At 56.6% G+C, this 25,119-nt stretch carries 20 protein-coding genes; 12 read left to right on the top strand and 8 right to left on the bottom strand.

Annotation, left to right across the window (positions count from 1 at the left end; translation table 11 throughout):
• The first annotated feature begins 20 nt into the window (after positions 1-20).
• From hflD to AB8846_RS01560, 5 genes are all read left to right on the top strand, one after another.
• A complete protein-coding gene (gene hflD / locus AB8846_RS01580) occupies positions 21-650 on the top strand; it encodes a high frequency lysogenization protein HflD (protein ID WP_013097081.1) in 630 nt (209 codons plus the stop codon).
• Between the two features lie 19 nt (positions 651-669).
• Positions 670-2,040, top strand: a complete 1,371-nt coding sequence (gene purB / locus AB8846_RS01575) for an adenylosuccinate lyase (protein WP_370731850.1) — start codon at positions 670-672, stop codon at positions 2,038-2,040.
• 123 nt (positions 2,041-2,163) lie between these two features.
• Complete coding sequence (phoP, locus tag AB8846_RS01570; protein WP_028019015.1) at positions 2,164-2,835, top strand: two-component system response regulator PhoP; 672 nt, start codon at positions 2,164-2,166, stop codon at positions 2,833-2,835.
• Positions 2,836-4,299 (top strand): two-component system sensor histidine kinase PhoQ, encoded by a 1,464-nt coding sequence (phoQ, locus tag AB8846_RS01565; RefSeq protein WP_063145804.1) that lies wholly within the window; start codon positions 2,836-2,838, stop codon positions 4,297-4,299.
• 92 nt (positions 4,300-4,391) lie between these two features.
• A complete protein-coding gene (locus AB8846_RS01560) occupies positions 4,392-5,513 on the top strand; it encodes a JmjC domain-containing protein (RefSeq protein WP_370731849.1) in 1,122 nt (373 codons plus the stop codon).
• Positions 5,514-5,598: 85 nt separating this feature from the next.
• On the opposite strand, the gene AB8846_RS01555 is transcribed toward AB8846_RS01560, so the two are convergent.
• Positions 5,599-6,090 (bottom strand): transposase, encoded by a 492-nt coding sequence (locus AB8846_RS01555; RefSeq protein WP_370731848.1) that lies wholly within the window; start codon positions 6,088-6,090, stop codon positions 5,599-5,601.
• 96 nt (positions 6,091-6,186) lie between these two features.
• Complete coding sequence (gene pepT / locus AB8846_RS01550; RefSeq protein ID WP_121931268.1) at positions 6,187-7,410, bottom strand: peptidase T; 1,224 nt, start codon at positions 7,408-7,410, stop codon at positions 6,187-6,189.
• Positions 7,411-7,647: 237 nt separating this feature from the next.
• Here pepT and potA point away from each other — a divergent pair, with 237 nt between their 5' ends.
• From potA to potD, 4 genes are read left to right on the top strand one after another with little or no spacing between them, the layout of a single operon-like run.
• Entirely contained in the window at positions 7,648-8,796 is a 1,149-nt protein-coding gene (potA, locus tag AB8846_RS01545) for a spermidine/putrescine ABC transporter ATP-binding protein PotA (protein ID WP_173651701.1), read from the top strand.
• Entirely contained in the window at positions 8,780-9,637 is an 858-nt protein-coding gene (gene potB / locus AB8846_RS01540) for a spermidine/putrescine ABC transporter permease PotB (RefSeq protein WP_370731846.1), read from the top strand. Before potA ends, potB begins: the two co-directional genes overlap by 17 nt.
• Positions 9,634-10,425 carry a spermidine/putrescine ABC transporter permease PotC gene (gene potC, locus AB8846_RS01535; protein ID WP_370731845.1) on the top strand — a complete coding sequence of 264 codons (792 nt, stop codon included), beginning with the start codon at positions 9,634-9,636 and terminating at the stop codon, positions 10,423-10,425. The genes potB and potC overlap by 4 nt, the downstream gene beginning before the upstream one ends.
• Positions 10,422-11,456 (top strand): spermidine/putrescine ABC transporter substrate-binding protein PotD, encoded by a 1,035-nt coding sequence (gene potD / locus AB8846_RS01530; protein ID WP_370731844.1) that lies wholly within the window; start codon positions 10,422-10,424, stop codon positions 11,454-11,456. The genes potC and potD overlap by 4 nt, the downstream gene beginning before the upstream one ends.
• A 47-nt stretch (positions 11,457-11,503) precedes the next feature.
• Here the strand turns inward: potD and AB8846_RS01525 are convergent, their stop codons facing one another.
• Positions 11,504-12,733 carry an EAL and HDOD domain-containing protein gene (locus tag AB8846_RS01525; protein ID WP_370731843.1) on the bottom strand — a complete coding sequence of 410 codons (1,230 nt, stop codon included), beginning with the start codon at positions 12,731-12,733 and terminating at the stop codon, positions 11,504-11,506.
• A 237-nt stretch (positions 12,734-12,970) separates the two neighbouring features.
• On the opposite strand from AB8846_RS01525, the gene AB8846_RS01520 reads away from it, so the two are divergent.
• A complete protein-coding gene (locus AB8846_RS01520; RefSeq protein WP_370731842.1) occupies positions 12,971-14,902 on the top strand; it encodes a methyl-accepting chemotaxis protein in 1,932 nt (643 codons plus the stop codon).
• A gap of 45 nt (positions 14,903-14,947) precedes the next feature.
• On the opposite strand, the gene cobB is transcribed toward AB8846_RS01520, so the two are convergent.
• Genes cobB through lolC form a run of 5 tightly spaced genes read right to left on the bottom strand, consistent with a single transcriptional unit; the run spans position 14,948 to position 19,886 of the window.
• Positions 14,948-15,769 carry a Sir2 family NAD+-dependent deacetylase gene (cobB, locus tag AB8846_RS01515; RefSeq protein WP_121425907.1) on the bottom strand — a complete coding sequence of 274 codons (822 nt, stop codon included), beginning with the start codon at positions 15,767-15,769 and terminating at the stop codon, positions 14,948-14,950.
• A 14-nt stretch (positions 15,770-15,783) separates the two neighbouring features.
• Positions 15,784-16,695: an N-acetylglucosamine kinase gene (gene nagK, locus AB8846_RS01510; RefSeq protein WP_370731841.1), complete on the bottom strand. Its 912-nt coding sequence runs from the start codon at positions 16,693-16,695 to the stop codon at positions 15,784-15,786.
• A gap of 53 nt (positions 16,696-16,748) precedes the next feature.
• Positions 16,749-17,993, bottom strand: a complete 1,245-nt coding sequence (lolE, locus tag AB8846_RS01505) for a lipoprotein-releasing ABC transporter permease subunit LolE (protein ID WP_063144613.1) — start codon at positions 17,991-17,993, stop codon at positions 16,749-16,751.
• Positions 17,993-18,694: a lipoprotein-releasing ABC transporter ATP-binding protein LolD gene (gene lolD / locus AB8846_RS01500; protein ID WP_010429765.1), complete on the bottom strand. Its 702-nt coding sequence runs from the start codon at positions 18,692-18,694 to the stop codon at positions 17,993-17,995. The genes lolE and lolD overlap by 1 nt, the downstream gene beginning before the upstream one ends.
• A complete protein-coding gene (gene lolC / locus AB8846_RS01495) occupies positions 18,687-19,886 on the bottom strand; it encodes a lipoprotein-releasing ABC transporter permease subunit LolC (protein ID WP_032668182.1) in 1,200 nt (399 codons plus the stop codon). Before lolC ends, lolD begins: the two co-directional genes overlap by 8 nt.
• A 256-nt stretch (positions 19,887-20,142) precedes the next feature.
• On the opposite strand from lolC, the gene AB8846_RS01490 reads away from it, so the two are divergent.
• Both AB8846_RS01490 and mfd read left to right on the top strand, forming a co-directional pair.
• Positions 20,143-21,216, top strand: a complete 1,074-nt coding sequence (locus AB8846_RS01490; RefSeq protein ID WP_331412619.1) for an acyltransferase family protein — start codon at positions 20,143-20,145, stop codon at positions 21,214-21,216.
• Between the two features lie 149 nt (positions 21,217-21,365).
• A complete protein-coding gene (gene mfd / locus AB8846_RS01485) occupies positions 21,366-24,812 on the top strand; it encodes a transcription-repair coupling factor (protein WP_370731840.1) in 3,447 nt (1,148 codons plus the stop codon).
• Positions 24,813-25,119: the final 307 nt, after the last annotated feature.

Here is a 25,119-nt window from a genome sequence, read left to right as displayed (position 1 = left end):
GCACACATAAAGGAGACCGTGTGGCGAAGAACTACTATGACATCACCCTGGCGCTGGCGGGAATTTGCCAGTCAGCCCGTCTGGTGCAACAGCTTGCGCATCAGGGTCATTGCGACGCTGATGCCCTGCACGTTTCACTGAACAGCGTTATCGATCTCAACCCCGGCTCGACCCTGGGCGTGTTCGGTGGCAGTGAAACCAATCTTCGCCTCGGTCTTGAAACCCTGCTTGGCGTGCTTAACGCCAGCAGCCGTCAGGGATTAAACGCAGAGCTGACCCGCTACACGTTGAGCCTGATGGTGCTGGAACGTAAGCTGAGCGCAGCAAAAGGCGCGCTAAATACTCTGGGCGATCGTATTGCCGGGTTACAGCGTCAGCTCGACCATTTTGACCTGCAGTCCGAAACGCTGCTCAGCGCCATGGCCGGCATTTATGTCGACGTCATCAGCCCGCTGGGCCCGCGTATTCAGGTCACCGGATCCCCTGCCGTGCTGCAAAGTCCGCAGGTACAGGCAAAAGTGCGCGCGTCCCTGCTGGCAGGGATCCGCGCCGCCGTGCTGTGGCACCAGGTTGGCGGTGGCCGCCTGCAGTTAATGTTTTCTCGTAATCGCCTGACCACTCAGGCAAAACAAATTCTTGCTCATTGTTAACCTCCCGGAGTTGCGAATTATGGAATTATCCTCACTGACCGCCGTATCCCCTGTAGATGGACGCTACGGCGATAAAGTCAGCGCGCTGCGCGGGATCTTCAGCGAATATGGTTTGCTGAAGTTCCGTGTTCAGGTTGAAGTACGCTGGCTGCAAAAGCTGGCCGCCCAGGCAGCAATCAAGGAAGTTCCTGCTTTTGACGAAAAGGCAAACGATTACCTTGATAAAATCGTTGCTGAGTTTAGCGAACAAGACGCCGCGCGCATTAAGACCATTGAACGCACCACCAACCACGACGTGAAAGCGGTTGAGTATTTCCTGAAAGAGAAAGTGGAAAGCGTCCCTACGCTGCATGCCGTGTCTGAGTTCATTCACTTCGCCTGTACCTCTGAAGATATTAACAACCTGTCACATGCGCTGATGCTCTCCACCGCGCGCAAAGAGGTCGTGCTGCCTTACTGGCGTAAAATCATCGACGCGGTAAAAGCGCTGTCCGTGGAATACCGCGACCTTCCGCTGCTCTCCCGTACCCACGGCCAGCCAGCCACCCCATCCACGATGGGTAAAGAGATGGCGAACGTCGCGTACCGTATGGAGCGCCAGTACCGTCAGCTGGAGCAGGTTGAGATCCTCGGCAAAATCAACGGCGCGGTCGGTAACTATAACGCCCACATCGCCGCTTATCCGGAAGTGGACTGGCACCAGTTCAGCGAAGAGTTCGTGACCTCTCTGGGCATTCAGTGGAACCCGTACACCACCCAGATTGAGCCGCACGACTATATCGCCGAGCTGTTTGACTGCATCGCGCGCTTCAACACCATCCTGATCGACTTCGATCGTGACGTGTGGGGCTACATCGCCCTGAACCACTTCAAGCAGAAAACCATCGCCGGTGAAATCGGCTCTTCCACCATGCCGCACAAAGTAAACCCAATCGACTTCGAAAACTCCGAAGGCAACCTGGGCCTGGCGAACGCCGTGCTGCAGCATATGGCGAGCAAACTGCCGGTATCCCGCTGGCAGCGCGACCTGACCGACTCCACCGTACTGCGTAACCTGGGCGTGGGCATTGGCTACGCGCTGATCGCGTATCAGTCCACCCTGAAAGGCGTGAGCAAACTGGAAGTGAACCGTGACCGTCTGCTGGACGAGCTGGATCACAACTGGGAAGTGCTGGCGGAGCCAATCCAGACCGTGATGCGCCGTTACGGCATCGAAAAACCGTACGAGAAGCTGAAAGAGCTGACCCGCGGCAAACGCGTCGACGCCGAAGGCATGAAGCAGTTTATCGACGGTCTGGCGCTGCCGGAAGAAGAGAAAACGCGCCTGAAGGCGATGACCCCGGCGAACTACATTGGCCGCGCCATCACCATGGTCGACGAGCTGAAGTAACGCCCCTCTCCCCCTTTTCGCCCGAAAAGGGGGATGCTTTTCCCCGGTTTACTCAATGTTTATCCCCACAACAACATAATCAGCGTTAAACTATTCATACCAATTATTTAGGGAGAAGAGATGATGCGCGTACTGGTTGTTGAGGATAACGCATTGCTACGTCATCACCTGAAGGTTCAGCTTCAGGAGATGGGACATCAGGTGGACGATGCTGAAGATGCAAAAGAAGCCGATTATTATCTCAATGAACACCTGCCGGATATCGCCATTGTCGATTTAGGGTTGCCTGACGAAGACGGTCTGTCGTTAATTCGCCGCTGGCGCAGCCACGATGTCTCTCTCCCGGTTCTGGTTCTCACCGCCCGTGAAGGCTGGCAGGATAAGGTTGAAGTGCTCAGCGCGGGTGCGGATGATTACGTCACCAAACCGTTTCATATTGAAGAGGTGGCGGCGCGCATGCAGGCGCTGTTACGCCGCAACAGCGGGCTGGCTTCACAGGTTATTTCCATCCCGCCTTTCCAGGTCGATCTCTCCCGCCGGGAATTAGCGATCAATGATGAAGTGATCAAGCTCACCGCCTTCGAATACACCATCATGGAAACGCTGATCCGTAACAATGGCAAAGTGGTGAGCAAAGATTCCCTCATGCTCCAGCTCTATCCTGATGCTGAACTGCGCGAGAGCCATACCATTGACGTGCTGATGGGACGTTTGCGTAAGAAAATCCAGGCGCAGTATCCACAGGATGTGATTACCACCGTCCGCGGTCAGGGCTACCTGTTCGAATTACGCTAAATGAGACGGATTTTACGCCACATTCTGCCCCTCTCGCTGCGGGTTCGTTTCTTACTGGCAACTGCCGCGGTCGTGCTGGTGCTGTCGCTCTCCTACGGCATGGTCGCCCTGGTGGGCTACAGCGTCAGCTTTGATAAAACCACCTTTCGCCTGCTGCGTGGCGAAAGCAATCTGTTTTATACCCTGGCGAAGTGGGAAAACAACCGAATCACCGTCGAAATGCCGGAAAACCTCAACCAGCAGAGCCCGACGCTGGCCCTGATTTATGACGAAAAGGGAAAGTTACTGTGGGCGCAACGTGACATCCCCTGGCTGGTCAAAAGCATTCGTCCCGACTGGCTCAAAACCAACGGATTTCATGAAATTGAGGCCGATCTCAACACCACCAGCTCGCTACTCCGTGAAGATCGCTCCCTGCAGCAAAAGCTGAACGAGATCCGCGCTGATGATGCCGAAACGGAGATGACGCACTCCGTTGCAATTAACCTCTATCCGGCGACGCTGAATATGCCGCAGCTGACCATCGTGGTGATCGACACCATCCCGGTCGAGCTGAAGCGTTCGTATATGGTCTGGAGCTGGTTCATCTACGTTCTGGCTGCGAATCTCCTGCTGGTGATCCCGCTGCTGTGGGTGGCGGCGTGGTGGAGCTTGCGCCCTATTGAATCACTGGCGAAAGAAGTTCGTGAACTGGAAGAACATCATCGCGAAAAGCTGAACCCGGAAACGACCCGTGAACTCACCAGCCTGGTGCGTAACCTCAACCGCCTGCTGAAAAGTGAACGCGAACGCTACGATAAATACCGTACCACCCTTACGGACCTGACCCACAGCCTGAAAACTCCGCTGGCCGTCATGCAAAGTACCCTGCGTTCAATGCGCAGTTCGAAGCTGAGCGTCGATGATGCCGAGCCGGTGATGCTGGAGCAGATCAGCCGTATTTCACAGCAAATTGGCTATTACCTACACCGCGCCAGCATGCGTTCCGGCAGCGCCCTGCTGAGCCGTGAACTGCACCCGGTAGCCCCGCTTCTGGATAACCTCACGTCCGCCCTCAACAAGGTGTATCAACGTAAAGGGGTGAACATCAGCCTCGATATCTCGCCAGAGATAAGCTTTGTGGGTGAAAAAAATGACTTCATGGAAGTGATGGGCAACCTGCTGGATAACGCCTGCAAATACTGCCTGGAGTTCGTGGAAGTGTCTGCGCGTCAGACGGAAAATGAGCTGCATATTATCGTTGAGGATGATGGCCCGGGGATCCCGCGCAATAAGCGTGATGTGGTGTTCGATCGCGGTCAGCGCGCCGATACGCTACGTCCTGGCCAGGGCGTAGGATTAGCCGTCGCGCGCGAGATTGTCGATCAGTACGACGGAAAAATTGAAACCAGCGAAAGCCTGCTGGGCGGCGCCAGAATGGAGGTCATTTTTGGTCGCCAGCAGCCCACATCGAACGATAGTTAACCCGTTATGTGAAAAATGCGAGGATCTCGCAGCCGGGGGGCTGAGCTTCCGTTATAATCCGAGTCAGTAAGAGCCTGCGGAATAAAAAAATTATGGATTATCACTTAACACTTAACTGGCCCGAGTTTATTGAACGTTACTGGCAAAAACGCCCGGTGGTTCTGAAGCGCGGGTTCAGCAATTTTGTCGACCCCATCTCGCCTGACGAACTGGCCGGTCTTGCCATGGAAAACGAAGTCGACAGCCGTCTGGTCAGCCACCAGGACGGGAAATGGCAGGTCAGCCACGGTCCTTTCGAAAGCTACGATCACCTCGGTGAAAACAACTGGTCGCTGCTGGTGCAGGCGGTTAACCACTGGCACGAGCCAACTTCCGCCTTAATGCGTCCGTTCCGCGCCCTGCCCGACTGGCGCATGGACGATCTGATGATCTCCTTCTCCGTACCTGGCGGCGGCGTGGGTCCGCATCTGGACCAGTACGACGTGTTTATCATTCAGGGTACGGGCCGCCGCCGCTGGCGCGTGGGCGAAAAAGTACCAATGAAGCAGCACTGCCCGCATCCGGACCTGCTTCAGGTTGACCCGTTTGAAGGGATTATCGACGAAGAGCTGGAGCCGGGTGACATTCTCTACATTCCACCGGGATTCCCTCACGAAGGCTACTCTCTGGAAAACTCACTCAACTACTCCGTAGGGTTCCGCGCGCCGAGCGGCCGCGAGATGATCAGCGGATTTGCCGACTATGTTCTGCAGCGCGAACTGGGCAGCTATCGCTACAGCGATCCTGATGTGCCTGCACGCGAGCATCCGGCGGATATTCTGCCAGAAGAACTCGATAAGCTGCGCGGCATGATGCTGGATCTGATTAACGAGCCGGAGCACTTCAAACAGTGGTTTGGTGAGTTTATCAGCCAGTCTCGTCATGAGCTGGACGTTGCGCCGCCGGAGCCGCCTTATCAGGCTGACGAGATTTACGATGCGCTACAGCAGGGCGATAAGCTGGCGCGTCTGGGCGGATTGCGCGTGCTGCGCATTGGCGAAGAAGTGTTCGTCAACGGCGAGAAGCTGGACTCTCCGCACCGTCCGGCGCTCGAAGCCATTGCCAGCCATCTGGTGCTGACTGCCGACACCTTTGGCGATGCGCTGGAAGACCCGTCCTTCCTCGCGATGCTGGCCGCGCTGGTCAACAGCGGATACTGGTTCTTTGAGGACTGAGTCGCTGTAATGCCCGGTGGCGCTTCGCTTACCGGGCCTACATTCGGATCGTAGGCCGGGTAAGGCGTAGCCGCCACCCGGCTTTTTACTTCCGCTCACCCGCTGCAAAATCCTTTATCTCTCCCGCCCAATCCGCCGGATATAACCCTTCCCGTACATCGCGATGAAACGTTGAATACGGCCAGTCCATGACTTTGCTGACGTAGCCATGCTTCAGCGGATTGATGTAGACGTAATCCATATGCCGCCGGTAGTCCTCTTCGTTACGGACGGTGTGCTCCCAGAAGCGTGGTTGCCAGATATGGCGCATTTCGATGTTGCGGCTAAATGTCTTTTTGATATCCCGCCAGCGTGCCGAAAAGTTACTGTCGCCTTCCGGTAAGGTCCAGATACAGTGCATATGTTCAGGAAGGATTACCCATGCGTTGATAGCGAATGGCTTTGCGTGCTTAACCATTGAGGTGGCAGCACGCAGGCTGTCGATATGACGGGTAAGCAAATCGCTCTGGCGGTTTTGCAGGTTGACGGTGAAAAACCAGGTTCCACCCGGGACGTATTGGCGGCGATAGTTTGACATGGGCATTCCTTGCCTTAATGCCGGGTGGCGGCTGCGCCTTACCCGGCCTACATTCTGTTCGTAGGTCCGGTAAGCGAAGCGCCACCGGGCTTTTTCCTACCGCTTCGCGGTCAACTCCGCTATCCGCACTATCACTTTCACCGCTTTTTCCATCCCTTCCAGCGTCACAAACTCATGCTTGCCATGATAGTTGTAGCCACCGGTAAAGAGGTTCGGGCACGGCAGCCCCATAAACGACAGCTGAGAACCGTCGGTGCCGCCGCGAATCGGCTTCAGCTGGGGTTCAATATCGCAGTCGCGCATCGCCTGCTGGGCGATATCGAGAATATGCGGATGCGCCATCACCTTCTCGCGCATATTGTAATAGCTGTCTTCAATGATCAGCTCAATATAGCAATCAGGGTGTAATCCTTTACCGACCTTCTTGGCGATCTCCATCATCTTACGCTTGCGCGCCTCAAAGGCTTTGCGGTCAAAATCGCGGATTATGTAGTGCATCTGCGCGCTGTCCACGGTGCCTTTGATGCTGGTCAGGTGATAGAACCCTTCATACCCTTCGGTCTGTTCAGGGCTCTCTTCCGCCGGGACTTCCGCATGAATACGCGACGCCAGCGACAGCGCGTTCACCATGACCCCTTTCGCCGAACCGGGGTGAACGTTGTTGCCGACAATTTTGATCGTGACGGACGCGGCGTTGAAGTTTTCATACTCCAGTTCACCGACGCCGCCGCCGTCAACGGTATAGGCCCACTGCGCGTTAAAGGCTTCCACGTCGAAGTGCTTCGCGCCCTTGCCGACCTCTTCGTCCGGCGTAAAGGCCACGCGGATATCCCCGTGCGGGATATTTTTCTCTTTCAGCACCGCCAGCGCGGTCATGATCTCCGCAATGCCCGCCTTGTCATCCGCCCCCAGCAGCGTTTTGCCGTCGGTGGTGATCAGCGTCTGGCCCAGCAGCTGGTGCAGCACCGGGAACATCACGGGCGAGAGCACTTCGTCGCCAATACCCAGCGCAATGTCGCCGCCGCGGTAGTTTTCCACAATCTGCGGGTTCACATGTTTACCGCTAAAATCCGGAGAGGTGTCGACATGGGAGATAAAGCCAATCGCCGGAATATCACCCTGGACATTCGCCGGCAGCGTTCCCATCACAGTGCCTTTCTCGCTTAACGTGACGTTGACCAGCCCCATGGCGTCAAGCTGCTCTTTAAGCAGGTTTAACAACTTCCACTGGCCTTCGGTGCTTGGCACCTGGCGAACACCCGGCTTAGATTGGGTATCCAGCGAAACGTACTGTAAAAAACGCTCAAGTAATTTATCCATGCAGTCACCCTCACTTTTTGTGACAACATTATCAATAAGCATCAAAACGCAAATATTGCGTCAGGTCACTTTTATCCCGCAAACGAGAATATTTTCCGTTTATATCGTTATGCGTTAATAAATGTAGCTTATGAATCAGTGACAAGGATTGGCGATTGCAGGGTATTGCCGTAGAATGTCCGCCCTCATTACGAGTCACCAAGGTGGTTACACACAAACCCCGCTTCAGTCTGCTGCCTGAGGCGTCTATATGGGACAGCGCAAAAATTGAATACACAATCCCGTTCACGTTCACCGCTGGTGCAACTGGAACGAATTCGTAAAAGCTTTGATGGCAAAGACGTTATTTCCGACCTCACGCTCACCATCAATGACGGTGAGTTTCTGACGCTGCTTGGCCCCTCTGGCTGCGGCAAAACAACCGTACTGCGCCTTATCGCCGGGCTGGAAAGCGTCGATAACGGCCATATCCATCTTGAAAACCAGGACATCACCCGGCTTCCCGCCGAAGATCGCCACGTCAATACCGTCTTTCAGAGCTATGCCCTGTTCCCGCACATGACCGTGTTTGAAAACGTGGCGTTTGGCCTGCGGATGCAAAAAACCCCGGCGAGCGAGATCGAACCGCGCGTCACCGACGCCCTGCGCATGGTGCAGCTTGAGACGTTTGCCCAGCGTAAACCCCATCAGCTTTCCGGCGGCCAGCAGCAGCGCGTGGCCATCGCCCGCGCCGTCGTCAACAAGCCTCGCCTGCTCCTGCTGGATGAATCCCTCTCGGCGCTGGATTACAAGCTGCGCAAGCAGATGCAGAACGAGCTCAAAGCCCTGCAGCGCAAGCTCGGCATTACCTTTGTCTTCGTCACCCACGATCAGGAAGAGGCCCTGACCATGTCCGACCGCATCGTGGTGATGCGCGACGGCAAAATCGAGCAGGACGGCACGCCGCGCGAGATCTACGAAGAGCCGAAGAATCTGTTTGTTGCCAGCTTCATTGGCGAGATCAATATCTTCGACGCCACGGTGATTGAGCGTCTGGACGACCAGCGCGTGCGCGCCAGCGTCGAAGGACGCGAGTGCAATATCACGGTGAATTTCCCCGTCGAAAAGGGACAAAAGCTCAACGTTCTGCTGCGCCCGGAAGATCTGCGCGTCGATGAAATTCACGGCAATACCGAGGCCGAAGGGTTAATCGGCTATATCCGCGAGCGCAACTACAAAGGGATGACGCTGGAGTCTGTCGTCGAGCTGGAGAACGGCAAAATGGTGATGGTCAGCGAATTCTTTAACGAAGACGACCCTGACTTCGACCACTCTCTCGACCAGAAAATGGTTATCAACTGGGTAGAAAGCTGGGAGGTTGTGCTGGCTGATGAAGAACACAAGTAAATTCCAGAATGTGGTGATCGCCACGATCGTCGGTTGGCTTGTGTTGTTTGTTTTTCTACCCAACCTGATGATCGTTGCCACCAGCTTCCTGACCCGCGACGACGCTAGCTTCGTTTCGCTGGTCTTTACGCTGGACAACTACGTGCGCCTGCTCGATCCGCTCTATTTTGACGTGCTGCTGCACTCACTCAATATGGCGCTGATTGCCACCCTTGCCTGTCTGGTGCTGGGTTATCCCTTCGCATGGTTCCTCGCGGGCCTGCCGCAAAAGGTGCGGCCTCTGCTGCTGTTTTTACTGATTGTTCCGTTCTGGACGAACTCGCTCATCCGTATTTATGGCCTGAAGATCTTCCTCAGCACAAAGGGCTATCTCAATGAGTTTCTGCTGTGGCTCGGGGTGATTGATACGCCGATCCGCATCATGTTTACCCCGAGCGCGGTGATTGTGGGTCTGGTCTATATCCTGCTGCCGTTTATGGTGATGCCGCTCTACTCCAGCATTGAGAAGCTGGATAAACCGCTGCTGGAAGCGGCAAAAGATCTGGGCGCCAGTAAGCTGCAGACTTTTCTTCGCATAATTATTCCGCTGACGATGCCCGGCATTATCGCGGGCTGTCTTCTGGTGATGCTCCCGGCGATGGGCTTGTTCTATGTGTCGGACCTGATGGGAGGCGCGAAAAACCTGCTGATCGGTAACGTAATCAAGAGCCAGTTCCTGAACATCCGAGACTGGCCGTTCGGGTCCGCCACCAGCATTACGCTGACGGTGATAATGGGCCTGATGCTGCTGGTCTACTGGCGCGCCTCGCGCCTGCTGAACAAAAAGGTGGAACTCGAATGATCGGTCGACTGCTTCGCGGCGGTTTTATGGCCGCCATTTATGCCTGGCTCTATATCCCGATCGTTATTTTGATCGTGAACTCGTTTAACAGCTCGCGGTTCGGGATTAACTGGCAAGGGTTTACGACCAGCTGGTACAGCCTGCTGATGAACAATGACAGCCTGCTGCAGGCCGCTCAGCACTCGCTGACGATGGCGATCTTCTCCGCCACCTTCGCGACGCTGATTGGCTCGCTCACAGCTGTAGCGCTTTACCGCTATCGCTTTCGCGGCAAACCGTTCGTCAGCGGCATGCTGTTTGTGGTGATGATGTCACCGGACATCGTGATGGCCATTTCGCTGCTGGTGCTGTTTATGCTGCTGGGCGTACAGCTTGGCTTCTGGTCGCTGCTGTTTTCCCATATCACCTTCTGCCTGCCATTTGTGGTGGTGACCGTCTTCGCGCGCCTGAAAGGGTTCGACGTGCGCATGCTGGAGGCGGCGAAAGATCTGGGTGCCAGCGAGATGACCATCCTGCGTAAAATCATCCTGCCGCTGGCGATGCCTGCCGTGGCGGCCGGATGGCTGCTTAGCTTCACCCTGTCGATGGATGACGTTGTCGTATCCTCCTTCGTCACCGGGCCGAGCTATGAAATTCTGCCGTTGAAGATCTATTCAATGGTGAAAGTTGGCGTCTCACCAGAGGTGAACGCGCTGGCGACCATTCTGCTGGTATTGTCGCTGGTTCTGGTGATCGCCAGCCAGGTTATTGCTCGTGATAAAACAAAATCTCAGGGGACAATGAAATGAAAAAAATGCTCGCCGCTGCGGCGCTGGTGCTTGGCATGGGTGCCGCGCACGCTGATGACAGCAAAACGCTCTACTTCTACAACTGGACCGAATACGTGCCGCCGGGCCTGCTGGAACAGTTCACGAAGGAGACGGGCATCAAGGTGATCTACTCGACCTACGAGTCGAATGAAACCATGTACGCCAAGCTGAAAACGTACAAAGACGGCGCGTACGATCTGGTCGTTCCTTCCACCTACTTTGTCGACAAAATGCGTAAAGAGGGCATGATCCAGAAGATCGATAAAACGAAGCTGAGCAACTTCAGCAATCTCGATCCAGAGATGCTCAACAAGCCGTTCGACCCGAATAACGACTACTCCGTTCCGTATATCTGGGGTGCGACCGCGATTGGCGTGAACAGCGAGGCCGTCGATCCGAAAACGGTGACGAGCTGGGCCGATCTGTGGAAGCCGGAATACAAAGGGAGCCTGCTGTTAACCGACGACGCGCGTGAAGTGTTCCAGGTGGCGCTGCGCAAGCTGGGCTACTCGGGCAATACGACGGATCCGAAAGAGATTGAAGCGGCGTATAACGAGCTGAAAAAGCTGATGCCTAACGTGGCGGCGTTCAACTCTGATAACCCGGCTAACCCGTATATGGAAGGCGAAGTGAATCTGGGGATGGTGTGGAACGGCTCCGCGTATGTAGCCCGCCAGGCCGGTACGCCTCTTGAGGTGGTCTGGCCGAAAGAAGGTGGGATCTTCTGGATGGATAGTCTGTCGATTCCGGCCAATGCGAAAAACGTTGAAGGAGCGCTTAAGCTGATTAACTTCCTGCTGCGCCCGGACGTGGCGAAACAGGTTGCCGAGACGATTGGCTACCCGACGCCAAACCTCGCCGCACGCAAGCTGCTGAAGCCTGAAGTGGCTAACGATAAATCGCTCTACCCGGATGCCGAAACCATCAGCAAAGGTGAATGGCAGAACGATGTCGGTGACGCCAGCCGCCTCTATGAAGAGTATTACCAGAAATTAAAAGCGGGCCGCTAGCCGGTATCGCGTTCCTCCTCACGCCGCCTGTACGGCGTGAGGAAGGATTAACTGACCGTATTCTCTCCTGCCCAGATCGTCGCCTTTCGCATCGCCTCAACCACATCCTCATCCGACAGACCCAGCGCCTCACGAACCCGGGTCGCCTCGTCCCACTGCTGCTGCTCGTAGTAACGGCAAAGGCTCACCATATTGGCTAACCGTCCCTCCTGGTGGCACAGCGCATTGCTCACGCTCTGCGGCACCGCAATTTGCTTCATCAACTCTGCCATCGGCAGCTCAAGGAGGGTATCGAGCAGGGAAAACAGGCCGCACATGAAGGCATTTTCAGCCAGCGCCGGTTCTTTCATCGTCTCAGCTATCAGCTCACAGAACTTACCGCGCATCATACTCAGCGGGTAAAGCTCGCTGACGGTGTCATTGCCCGCACTGGCGAGGACCACCACGGCAACAAACCGTCGGAGCTGGTTTTCACCGAGATATCTGAGCACTTCACTCAGGGTTAACTTACTGAAATTGCAGGCACCGATATGTTTAAATGCGGTGTGTTTCATGTAGCGCATGATTTTCCAGGACAGCGTGAGATCGGTTTTAATCAACGACTCAACGATCCGAAAATCAGGCTTATTGCGTCCGACCTCCATTTGCAGCCGAAAAATCGCCAGCTGATTTTGCGATAGCCGTTTATATTTAATCACCTCGGGGCGGCAGAAAAAATAGCCCTGAAACAGCGAGAACCCCTCTTCTCTGTATTGGTTGAATTCCTCTTTAGTCTCAATTTTTTCAGCGAGATATTTTATATGTGCGGTCTGTTTTTTACGCGATGCGAGATACTCTCTAATTTGCGCTAAGGTGTAATTTCTGACGTCGAATTTCAGTATCGAAATATAGGGTAAAAAAGCATCCCATTCTGGTGCAAGGGTGAAATCATCAAGCGCAAACTGATAGCCGTGCGCATTCATCTCCCTGACGGCCTGAAGCAGTTCAGCCCCCGGCACAGCATCTTCAAGGATCTCAATGACCACGCTCTCTTTATCCAGCGCTTCTCCACTGCGGTCAATGACCATTCGCGACGGGAAATTAATAAACGACGTATGCGCCCCGGCGATGCGCTGGGACGGCACGCATAAAAACTGATCTGATATCATTCTGGATGTGGCATATTCCGCCGACACGTCCGGAAAACGGTTAGTCATCCCATCTCTGAAGAGCAGCTCATAGGCCACCGTCTTCATTTCAGGGTTAAAAATGGGTTGTCGCGCAATAAATCCGTACATATCCCATCCTCCTCTACAACTTTATATTTATTAGCATCCTCTTTCTACACGACGATAACGAGCATTATCGAGCACTATTTTGATTGAATGCACAAAATAAAAGCATCCACACTAATTAACGGGATTTATATGTTCAGGATTTAAATTAAATATACCTGGCGATCTACAGAAAGAGGAAAAAATATCCGATAAGGAATATGTGCCTGCCCGACATGCATAATATTACGGGAGAAGAGAATGAAAGACGCCATGGTCCGAAGACAAAAAATAAGAGTCAAGACGTTGATGCTATTGTCCATTTTCCTCACCGTGACGGTGGGCTTTACGGCAACGATCGGGTTTATGATGTGGCAGTGGATGGCGCAGCAGGAGGTTCTGGCCAAAAAACATATCCGCCAGATTGCCGAGGTGCAATCGTTGCAGGTGAGCAAACAGCTGGATTCTGCCCTGGCTGCCGCCCGGGACATGGGCAACAGCGCCCTGGCGCTGCGCGAGGCGGGGGTATCCGATCGCCAGAGCCTGAACCAGCTGCTCATCCACTATCTGTCGGCTCATCCACAGTTTCTCTCTATGTCGATGGCCTTTGAGCCCAACGCGTTCGACGATAAAGATGCCGCCTGGGCCGGTCAGAGCGGTGAAGATCCTGCCGGACGTTACGCCCGCTACGTTGACCGGGACGCCACCGGCAAACCGGCATTACACCTGCTGACGGACATCGAAACCCCCGGCAGCGGTGATTATTATCTGCTGCCGAAACAACGGCATACAGATGTGATCATCGAGCCCTATATTTATCCCTACAACGGCGTGGACGTGATGCTCACCTCGATTGCCGCCCCCATCATGCGCGACGGTCAGTTTCTGGGCTCGGTCACTTCTGACTTCTCCCTCGCCACGCTGCAATCGACGATCGGCGCGATTAAACCGTGGAACGGCACTGGCTACGCCCTGCTCCTCTCCGCGGATAATAACGTGGTGTCCAGCCCGGACAAGCGCGCGGCAGGCAAGCCTTACGCCGGTCAGATTACCGGTCATGACGTCACCCGGGTAAACGATCCGCTGCTGAAGGAGGACGTGTTTATCACCTGGCAGGACATCGCCGTCGGTAATAGCCAGACGCCGTGGAAACTCGCCATTATCACCCCGGTCAGCGAAGTGATGGCCGAAGCGCGCGCATTTTTACTGAAAGCCATTGTCCTGATGGTGTTAAGCATCGTGGCGGTTAGCCTGGTGATGGCGCAGATCTTTACCCGCAAAGTGGACCGTCCGGTGGGGGGTGAACCTTCGGAAGCCGCCGGGATTGCCCTGGCCGTTGCCCGGGGGGATCTGAACAACACCATCCCGGTTCGCTCCGGGGATACCCACAGCATTTTTTATGCCCTGCACACCATGCAGATGCAGCTCAAGCGCATCGTCGACAATATCAGCGAAGCCAGCCATTCCGTGCACGGCGGCACCAGCGAAATTTCGGCGGGCAACCTTGACCTCGCCTCGCGAACCGAAGAACAGGCGGCTGCGATTGTTGAAACGGCAGCCAGCATGGAAGAGATTTCGGTCACAGTGAAGAATAATGCCGACAACGCCCATAAGGCGACCACGCTGACCGATCGCGCCGCGAGCCTCGCCGGGCATGGCGAAACGCTGGTGAACGACGTGGTCGTTGTGATTGGGGAGATTGATGAGAGCGCGCGTAAGATCGGTGAGATTAACAGCATTGTCGACGGTATCGCCTTCCAGACCAATATCCTGGCGCTGAATGCTGCCGTTGAAGCAGCACGGGCTGGCGAACAGGGGCGCGGCTTCGCGGTCGTCGCAGGGGAAGTCCGCAATCTTGCCCAGCGAAGCGCTAACGCGGCAAAAGAGATCTCTCAGCTGATTGCCGAGTCCTCAGGCCGCGTAAGCAAAGGCGTTGAGCTGGTCAATGAAACCGGGGTGATGATGAAACAGGTGATTGAAGCGGTGTCGCATGTGCATCTGGTCATCAACGATATCGTTCAGGCGCTGGACGAGCAAAATCGGGGGATTAGCCAGGTGAGCACCGCCGTTAACCAAATGGACAGTACAACCCAGCAGAACGCCTCTCTGGTTCAGCAGATCTCTGCGGCAGCACTCTCGCTGGATGAGCAGGCTAAATCGCTGGAGAAGACGCTGGCGTTCTTCCATTCATAACTAAACGGGCACCCGCTGGACGGGTGCCCGTTTACTCTCTTACCGTTACAGCCCTTTCAGCAGCTTGTCGACAAACTCCGGGACGACCGTGCTTGCCAGACCATAGTGTTTCTCCTCAAACTCGCTGCCCACCTGGCTTGGCTCAAGGTTGAGTTCAACCGTATGCGCACCGTGCAGTCGCGCTTCGTGGACAAACCCCGCCGCCGGGTAAACATGTCCGGATGTGCCGATGGCAATAAACACGTCGGCCATCGCCAGCGCGCTGTAGATCTCATCCATTCCCAGCGGCATTTCGCCGAACCAGACCACGTGCGGCCGCAGGCGCGACGGGAACTGGCAGCAGTGGCACTTATCCTCTGGCAGCACGTCTTCTTTCCAGTCCAGCACCTGACCGCTCCAGGCGCAGCGAACCTTGAGCAGCTCGCCGTGCATATGGATGATGTTCTTGTTACCGGCCCGCTCGTGCAGGTTGTCGATATTCTGCGTCACCAGCAGAAAACGATCGCCGAGCTCCTCTTCCAGCTTCGCCAGCGCAAGATGCGCCGCATTCGGCGCAACTTCAGGCTGCTGAAGCTGACGACGGCGGGCGTTGTAAAACGCCTGCACGAGATCCGGATCGCGGGCAAAGCCTTCCGGCGTGGCCACATCCTCCACGCGGTGCTCCTCCCACAGCCCGTCCGCCGCGCGGAAGGTTCGAATTCCTGACTCGGCGGAGATCCCCGCTCCGGTCAGCACCACCACTCTGGGTTTATCCATCGCTTCTGGCATCATTCTGTCTCTGAAAAAGATCCGCTGGCGCAAGCGCTCACGCAAGCGGCGTTTGTTTTTGCGAAAACGGCTGAGTCGACCCTGGCGACGCGACAGCATAGAAACCTCGTAAACTAATCGGTGAGATGAAGGAATGCGGCTCCGCGCATGCCTCCTGCGTCCCCGTGTCGCGCGCGTTCAATACGCGGCACGCGGGCAACCGGCAATAAATGTCGGGGCAAACGCCCGGACAACCGTTCCGTAATCGCGGTAAAGTTTGAAAGCCCTCCCCCGATCACCAGCAGATCCGGGTCGACGATGGTGAGAATATTTCCCAGACACACCGCCAGCAGATCCAGATAGCGCTCGACGTGCTCACGCGCCTGCGCATCCCCTTGCTCCCACAGGGTAATGATTTGAGGGGCCTCAAGTTTCTGATGATAGAAGTGTTCGTAAAGCCATGCAAACCCGCGGCCGGAGAGATAGTTCTCAATACAGCCGTGCTGGCCGCAGCCGCAGCGGGTCAGCGGGAAATCACGCCCCACCACTTCCAGGGCATCCACCGGCAAGCGGATATGGCCAAACTCACCGGTAATGTAGCTGCGCCCGGTAATCGGCTTACCGTTAATCACAATCCCCCCGCCGACGCCGGTACCGAGGATCAGCCCCATCACCAGCGGATAGTGACGGAATTCATCATCCCAGGCTTCAGAGAGCGCAAAGCAGTTGGCATCGTTGTCTAAACGCACGTCGCGTTCAAGGATGGCAGAGAGATCGGCGCGCAGCGGTTTACCGCTGGCGGCAGGCACGTTGGCGGCATACAGCGTGCCGTCGTCGGTTTCGGGCATCCCGGGAATGCCGATGCCGACGCTGCCTTTCACGCCAAAGCGTTCATCAGCCTGCGCCACCAGCGCGGCAATTGCGGTTAAAAATTCGTCGTAGCTTTCGCGCGGCGTGGGAACGCGGGTTTCCCACTGCAGTTTGAGGTCTTTATCAAACACGCCGAGCGCAATCTTGGTGCCGCCAATATCAAATCCATAATACATAACGCATTCCTCTTTCGACCTGGCGGCCCGAAAGCCGCTAGATCATGACGTAATTACTGGCCACTTAATACCCTCGCCGGATCGATTCGGCTTGCGCGACGCGCCGGATACCAGCTTGCCAGCAGACTCAGTAAAAGTGCTGTAACCAGCACATAAAAAACATCCAGCCAGTGCAGTTCAGACGGCAGGAAGTCAATAAAATAGATATCACCGGACAGGAACTGGTGGCCGATAAGCTTTTCGATCCCGTTGATAATTGGGGTCAGCTGCAGGGAAACCACCACGCCAATCACCACGCCGCACAGGCTGCCAAACAGCCCGGCCAGCAAACCGTACCAGACGAAGATGGCGCGAATAAGACCGTCTTTCGCCCCCAGCGTACGCAGCACGGCGATGTCGCCGCTCTTGTCCTTGACCGCCATCACCAGCGTCGAGACGATATTAAAGCACGCCACACCAATCACCAGCACCATCGCCAGATACATAATGGCGCGGATCATCTGGATATCACGGTACATATACCCGTAAGTGCCGATCCAGCTTTTGATGTAGACATAGTTATTGGTCACGCTGCCCGCGTCGCGTACCAGCTTGTTGGCGTTAAAGACGTCGTTCACCTTAATGGCAATACCCGTCACGCTGTCGCCCATATCGAGATACTGGCGCGCATCTTCCATCGGCACCATGGCGAAGCTGTGATCGAGCTGACCGCTCAGCTGAAGAATACCGGTGACGTGCAGGCGCACGCGCTTAGGCTGCTGCAGCTTGTGGTCGGCGCTGGCGTTCGGGATCATGATTGACACCCAGTCGCCCTGCTTGACCTTCAGGGCATCGGCAACGCCTTTACCCATGATGATCTGCTGCTCGCCGGCCTTAAAGTTGGCCCACGCGCCGTTCTGCACATAGTTTGGCAGCGCGCTGAGACGCGCTTCCTGGACGGGGTTGACCCCTTTCACCTGAATGGCGCGCAGGTTTACCCCGCTCTCCACCAGCCCGGTAAAGTTGATGTAGGGCGCGGCCGCGGCAATGCCCGGCACTTTTTCAACTTTGTTGAGCGCATCGCTCCAGTTCGTCCACGGCTGGTTAACCGGCTCGATCTCCCCGTGCGGCACCACTGCCAGAATACGGTTATTCAGCTCGCGCTCAAAGCCGTTCATGGCGCTCAAGCCCACAATCAGCACCGCCACGCCCAGCGCAATACCGATGGTCGAGATGACGGAGATCAGCGACACCATGCCGCCTCGACGGCGGCCGCGGCTAAAACGTAAACCGATGAGTAACGATAACGGTGACGCCATTACTCTGCTCCCATCAGGGTCAGTTCCGCGTTCAGATGGCCGTCGCGCATCTCAAGCTGACGCCCCATGCGTTTTGCCAGCTGCAGATCGTGGGTCACGACCAAAAACGCGGTGCCCTGCGAGGCGTTCAGCTCGCCCAGAAGCTGGAAAATACTGTCCGCATTGCGGGCATCCAGGTTACCGGTAGGCTCATCCGCCAGCACCAGACGCGGGTTGTTAACCAGCGCACGGGCAATCGCCACGCGCTGGCGCTCGCCGCCGGAAAGCTCAGAGGGACGATGGTTACCGCGATGGCCCAGCCCTACCGCTTTCAGCATATCGCTGGCGCGAGCGTTTATTTCTGCCGGTTTCTTTTTACCAATCAGCAGCGGCATCGCCACGTTTTCCAGCGCCGTGAAATCCGGCAGCAGGTGGTGGAACTGGTATATAAAGCCCAGCTCGCGGTTACGCAGCTCGGCCTTCGCCGCGGAGGACATTTTGCTCATCGGCTGGCCGGAGAAAATCACGTCGCCTTCGGTTGGCGTATCCAGCCCGCCCAGCAGATGCAGCAGCGTACTTTTGCCCGAGCCGGAGCTGCCGACAATCGCCATCATCTCGCCTTCACCCACGCTAAAGCTCACATTGTGCAGCACGTCGGTTTGCACAGTGCCTTCCTGATAGCGTTTGGACAGGTTGTCGCATTGCAACAGGATCTTATTCATAACGTAAAGCCTCAGCGGGTTGAGTGGCGGCGGCGCGCCAGGAAGGATAAAGCGTAGAAAGCAGCGCAATGGCCATCGCGGCCAGCGCAATACCCACCACCTGCAGCGGCTCGATAGCCACCGGCAGCGCCGCGCCGTCAAGCAGCGCGCCGATGATCGGCATTAAGTTATTAAGCTGGCTGGCAAGCAATGCCCCCAGCACGGCGCCGAGCAGCGCGCCGATGATACCGGCACTGGCCCCCTGCACCATAAACACCGCCATGATCTGGCGCGGCGTGAGCCCCTGGGTTTGCAGAATGGCGACTTCGCCCTGCTTCTCCATCACCATCAGGCCCAGCGAGGTGATGATGTTAAATGCGGCCACGGCCACGATCAGGCTCAGCAGCAGCCCCATCATGTTTTTTTCCATCCGCACGGCCTGGAACAATTCGCCTTTGCGCTCGCGCCAGTCCTGCCATTTGGTGCCGTCCGGCAGTTTTTGCTGGCTGAGGGTATCGACCTTCAGCGGCGCGTCGAGCCACAGGCGCCAGCCGGTGATATTCCCCGCCGGGTAGCGCATCAGGCGTGAAGCATCCTGAATGTTCACCAGCATCTGGTAGCCATCGACTTCGCTGTTGGCGGCAAAGGTACCAATCACGTTGAACAGGCGCTGGCTTGGCAGGCGCCCCATCGGCGTAAACTGGCTGGCAGAAGGCACCATCACGCGCAGCTGATCGCCGCGGTTGACGCCAAGCTGGCCGGCAAGCTGCTCACCCAGAATCACGTTGTATTTTCCGGCTTCCAGATCGGTCTGCTTCACGTTAACCAGATACGGCGTCAGCGGATCGTTTTGCGCCGGGTCGATACCCAGCATCACGCCGACCGCCACGCTGCGGGCGCTTTGCAGCACCACGTCGCCGGTCGTCAACGGCGCTACGCGCGTGACGCCCTGTAACTTCGCCGCGCTTTCCGGCAGCTGTTGCGGGTTAACCGAACCGTTGGAGGATGAGAGAACGGCCTGCGGCATCAGCCCCAGGATGTTGTTTTGCAGCTCGCGTTCGAAGCCATTCATGACGGAAAGCACCGTCACCAGTGCCATCACGCCAAGCGTAATGCCAATAGTCGAAAGCCAGGAGACAAAGCGACCGAAGCGGTCCGCGGCGCGCCCACGCATGTAACGTAAGCCTATGAAGAGTGCGACAGGTTGATACATGAAATCCGTCTGTTTGCTGATAGCAGACCCACGAGTATATAAGCGAATCCGCTAAGCGTAAATGACTGAAACCGTAAGCTTTGGTAATCATTTTTTCGAAAAAATCAGATAAATCAGGGTGCTATTGTCTGAATGCTCACCTCGCAACCTCCACCTTTTCCGAAAAACCTCCTGATACAGACTGTTACCCATTACATCCTGGTTACGTTTTACAACAATTGTTCGTTCGTTTATGGCAAAAAGGTAGTGGCGAACAATGAAGCAAAAAGCATTATGGATTAACCAGATAAAAGGGCTGTGTATCTGCCTGGTGGTTATCTACCATTCGGTTATCACGTTTTATCCGCATCTGATCGGGCTGCAACACCCGCTCTCCGGCCTTCTCGCCAAATGCTGGGTCTATTTTAACCTCTATCTCGCACCGTTTCGTATGCCGGTCTTCTTCTTTATCTCCGGCTATCTGATCCGTCGTTATATTGACGAGGTGGACTGGCGGACCAGTCTCGACAAACGGATCTGGAGCATTGTCTGGGTTCTGGCGCTGTGGGGCGTCCTGCAATGGCAGGCGTTGACCCACCTGAACGCCTGGCTGGCGCCCGAGCGCGAGCTTGCCACCTCGTCGAACGCGGCCTACGCCGACTCGTTCTCAGGCTTTGTGCTGGGGATGGTCACCGCCAGCACCAGCCTGTGGTATCTGTATGCTCTGGTGGTCTACTTTACGCTGTGTAAACTGCTGAGCCGCTGGAAGCTGCCGGTACTGGGACTGCTGGCGCTGGCAAGCATCGCGATTAACTTCCTGCCGCTGCCGTGGTGGGGAATGAACAGCGTGGTACGCAACATGATCTACTACAGCCTCGGGGCGTGGTATGGCGCAGAGCTGATGGCGTGGATGAAAGGCGTTAACCTGCGCCGCATCTGGCTGGCGACCGGCGCTTTCGCCGCCGTCTCCGTGGTGCTGTGGTTTGCTAACGTTCCGCTGCTGCTCTCATTGCTGTCGATTGTGCTGATCATGAAGCTGTTCTATAGCCTTGAGCAGCGCTATGCCGTTCACCCGAACAATCTGCTGAACGTGATTGGATCAAACACCATTGCGATTTATACCACCCACCGCATCCTGATTGAGGCCTTTAGCCTGTTCCTGATTGGCGAAATGAATGCCGCATACTGGCCGGTCTGGGCTGAGCTGTGCTTAATTCTGGTCTACCCGTTTGCCAGCCTGCTTGTCTGTACCCTTGCCGGGCTCGGGGTGCGTAAAGTTTCTACCGCCCTGTTTGGGGACGTTTTCTTCTCTCCTCCGTCTACGCTGACCCTGTCACCTTCAACGCGTTAATGCCCTCTCCGCCCCCGTTTCGGGGGCGTTTAGCCCTGCCGTGCGGTTACGATTTGCTTATGTAAAACGATCGAGGATAATAAAGACATTGCGTATCAGTGATATGCCCCAATACTGTTGGTATATCCATAAGAGACTCTGACATAGCCATGCCTGAACACTATCGTTATTCCTTACCTGTCAAAGCGGGCGACCAGCGCCAGCTGGGTGAACTCACGGGCGCGGCGTGCGCCACGCTGGTGGCGGAAATCGCCGAGCGTCATCCAGGCCCGGTGATTCTGGTTGCCCCGGATATGCAAAACGCCCTGCGCCTGCACGATGAAATTCGCCAGTTCACCGATAGCCTGGTGTTCAGCCTGGCCGACTGGGAAACGCTGCCGTATGACAGCTTCTCTCCGCATCAGGAGATTATCTCCTCGCGCCTGTCGACGCTCTATCAACTCCCGACCATGCAGCGCGGCGTGCTGATTGTGCCGGTGAACACCCTGATGCAGCGCGTCTGCCCGCACAGCTATCTGCACGGTCACGCGCTGGTGATGAAAAAAGGCCAGCGCCTGTCCCGGGATGCCCTGCGCGCGCAGCTTGACGGTGCCGGCTATCGCCACGTCGACCAGGTGATGGAGCACGGGGAATACGCGACCCGCGGAGCGCTGCTCGATCTTTACCCGATGGGCAGCGACCAGCCGTATCGTCTGGACTTTTTCGATGATGAAATCGACAGCCTGCGCGTATTCGACGCCGACACGCAGCGCACGCTGGAAGAAGTGGAGTCCATCAATTTACTGCCCGCGCATGAGTTCCCCACGGACAAAACCGCTATCGAACTGTTCCGCAGCCAGTGGCGCGATAAGTTCGAGGTGAAGCGCGACGCGGAACATATTTATCAGCAGGTCAGTAAAGGTACGCTTCCAGCCGGGATCGAATACTGGCAGCCGCTGTTCTTCAACGAGCCGCTGCCTGCCCTGTTCAGCTACTTCCCGGCGAATACGCTGATTGTTAACACCGGCGATATCGACGCCAGCGCCAGCCGCTTTGAAAGCGAAACCCGCGCCCGCTTTGAAAACCGTGGCGTTGACCCAATGCGTCCGCTGCTGCCGCCGGAAGCGCTGTGGCTGCGCACCGACGAGCTCAACGCCGAGCTGAAGCGCTGGCCGCGCATGCAGCTGAAAACCGATTCGCTTGCCGATAAGGCCGCCAACACCAACCTCGCCTTCCGGACGCTGCCGGACCTGGCCGTTCAGGCGCAGCTGAAATCCCCGCTGGATAATCTGCGCAAGTTTCTGGAGTCCTTTACCGGCCCGGTGGTGTTCTCCGTTGAGAGTGAAGGCCGCCGTGAAGCTTTAGGTGAGCTGCTGGGACGCATTAAGGTGGCGCCGAAGCGCATCCTGCGTCTGAGCGAAGCGACCGGAAACGGTCGTTACCTGATGATTGGTGCCGCCGAGCATGGGTTCATCGACACGCTCAACAACCTGGCGCTGATTTGCGAAAGCGACCTGCTGGGTGAGCGCGTCGCGCGCCGCCGTCAGGACAGCCGTCGGACCATCAACCCGGACACGCTGATCCGTAACCTGGCCGAGCTGCATCCTGGCCAGCCGATTGTCCACCTGGAACATGGCGTTGGGCGCTATCAGGGGATGACCACGCTGGAAGCGGGCGGCATCAAAGGTGAATACCTGATGCTGACCTACGCTAACGACGCCAAACTGTATGTTCCGGTATCGTCCCTGCATCTGATCAGCCGCTACGCGGGGGGCGCTGAAGACAATGCGCCGCTGCACAAGCTGGGCGGCGATGCCTGGGCGCGCGCGCGCCAGAAGGCTGCGGAAAAAGTGCGCGACGTGGCGGCCGAGCTGCTGGATATCTACGCCCAGCGCGCGGCCAAACAGGGCTTCGCCTTTAAGCATGATAAAGAACAGTACCAGCTGTTCTGCGACAGCTTCCCGTTTGAAACTACGCCGGATCAGGCCCAGGCCATCAACGCCGTGCTGAGCGACATGTGCCAGCCGCTGGCAATGGACCGCTTAGTCTGCGGCGACGTCGGCTTCGGTAAAACCGAAGTGGCGATGCGCGCCGCCTTCCTTGCGGTGGAAAACAACAAGCAGGTGGCGGTGCTGGTGCCGACCACCCTGCTCGCTCAGCAGCACTTCGACAACTTCCGCGACCGTTTCGCCAACTGGCCGGTACGTATCGAGATGCTGTCGCGTTTTCGCAGTACTAAAGAGCAGACCCAGATCCTCGAACAGGCAAGCGAAGGCAAAATTGATATTCTGATCGGCACCCACAAGCTGCTGCAAAGCGACGTGAAGTGGAAAGATCTGGGGCTGCTGATCGTCGACGAAGAGCACCGCTTCGGGGTGCGTCATAAAGAACGCATCAAAGCGATGCGCGCCGACGTCGATATCCTCACCCTGACCGCAACGCCAATCCCGCGAACCCTGAACATGGCGATGAGCGGCATGCGCGATCTGTCGATTATCGCCACGCCGCCGGCGCGCCGTCTGGCGGTGAAAACCTTTGTCCGCGAGTACGATAATCTGGTGGTGCGTGAGGCCATTCTGCGTGAAGTACTTCGTGGGGGGCAGGTCTACTACCTCTACAACGACGTGGAAAATATCCAGAAAGCGGCGGACAGGCTTGCGGAGCTGGTGCCGGAAGCGCGCATTGCTATCGGTCACGGGCAGATGCGCGAGCGCGAGCTGGAGCGGGTCATGAACGACTTCCACCACCAGCGCTTTAACGTGCTGGTGTGCACCACCATCATTGAGACCGGGATCGACATTCCGACGGCGAACACCATCATCATAGAACGCGCGGATCACTTTGGTCTGGCGCAGCTTCACCAGCTGCGCGGCCGCGTCGGGCGTTCGCACCATCAGGCTTACGCCTGGCTGCTGACGCCGCATCCGAAAGCGATGACCACCGACGCGCAAAAGCGCCTGGAAGCCATCGCCTCGCTGGAAGACCTCGGCGCAGGCTTTGCGCTGGCCACGCACGATCTTGAGATCCGCGGTGCCGGCGAGCTGCTGGGTGAAGACCAGAGCGGCTCCATGGAGACCATCGGCTTCTCGCTGTACATGGAACTGCTGGAGAACGCGGTTGATGCCCTGAAGGCCGGGCGCGAGCCGTCGCTGGAAGATCTTACCAGCCAGCAGACCGAGGTCGAGCTGCGTATGCCTTCCCTGCTGCCGGACGATTTCATTCCGGACGTGAATACCCGTCTCTCATTCTACAAGCGCATCGCCAGCGCGAAGAAGGAGAACGAGCTGGAAGAGATCAAGGTTGAGCTGATCGATCGCTTTGGTCTGCTGCCCGATGCGGCGAGAAATTTGCTGGACATCGCGAGACTGCGCCAGCAGGCGCAAAAGCTGGGGATTCGCAAGCTCGAAGGTAATGAAAAAGGCGGCGTGATTGAATTCGCCGAGAAGAATCACGTCAACCCGATGTGGCTGATCGGCCTGCTGCAAAAACAGCCGCAGCATTTCCGTCTGGATGGCCCAACCCGTCTGAAGTTTACCCAGGAGCTGACGGAGCGCAAAACCCGTATGGACTGGGTGCGTAACTTCATGCGTCAGCTGGAAGAGAACGCGATCGCTTAACCTCCATTCCCCTGTTACCTGAGGAATTTCATGTAGTTTATTAACCGGAAGCGATGAAAGTTGCTTCCGGGAAATGAATAGCTTACAGCGACACCCTGGTCCGGCTGTAAATCGCTGAGGCGTTTCCTGCAGGCCGGGACGAGGCGCAGGGATGCGCCGAGAGGGCGGGCTTTACAGGGATGTTACCTCCGCCCGTACCCGATAAGCCGGAAGGAATAAGCCGAAGACAAAATTGCCGGGAGCAATTTTGGACAGCGCTAGCGCTGGCCTCGAAGGGGTGAGCCCCAGGGATGGGGCGAACAATCCG

The sequence above is a fragment of the Enterobacter sp. KB-221C9 genome (assembly GCF_041320715.1).
GTDB classification, from domain to species: domain Bacteria; phylum Pseudomonadota; class Gammaproteobacteria; order Enterobacterales; family Enterobacteriaceae; genus Enterobacter; species Enterobacter asburiae_D.
The sequence above is the reverse complement of the archived record's forward strand: the minus strand, read 5'-3'. Positions and strand labels throughout refer to the sequence as shown.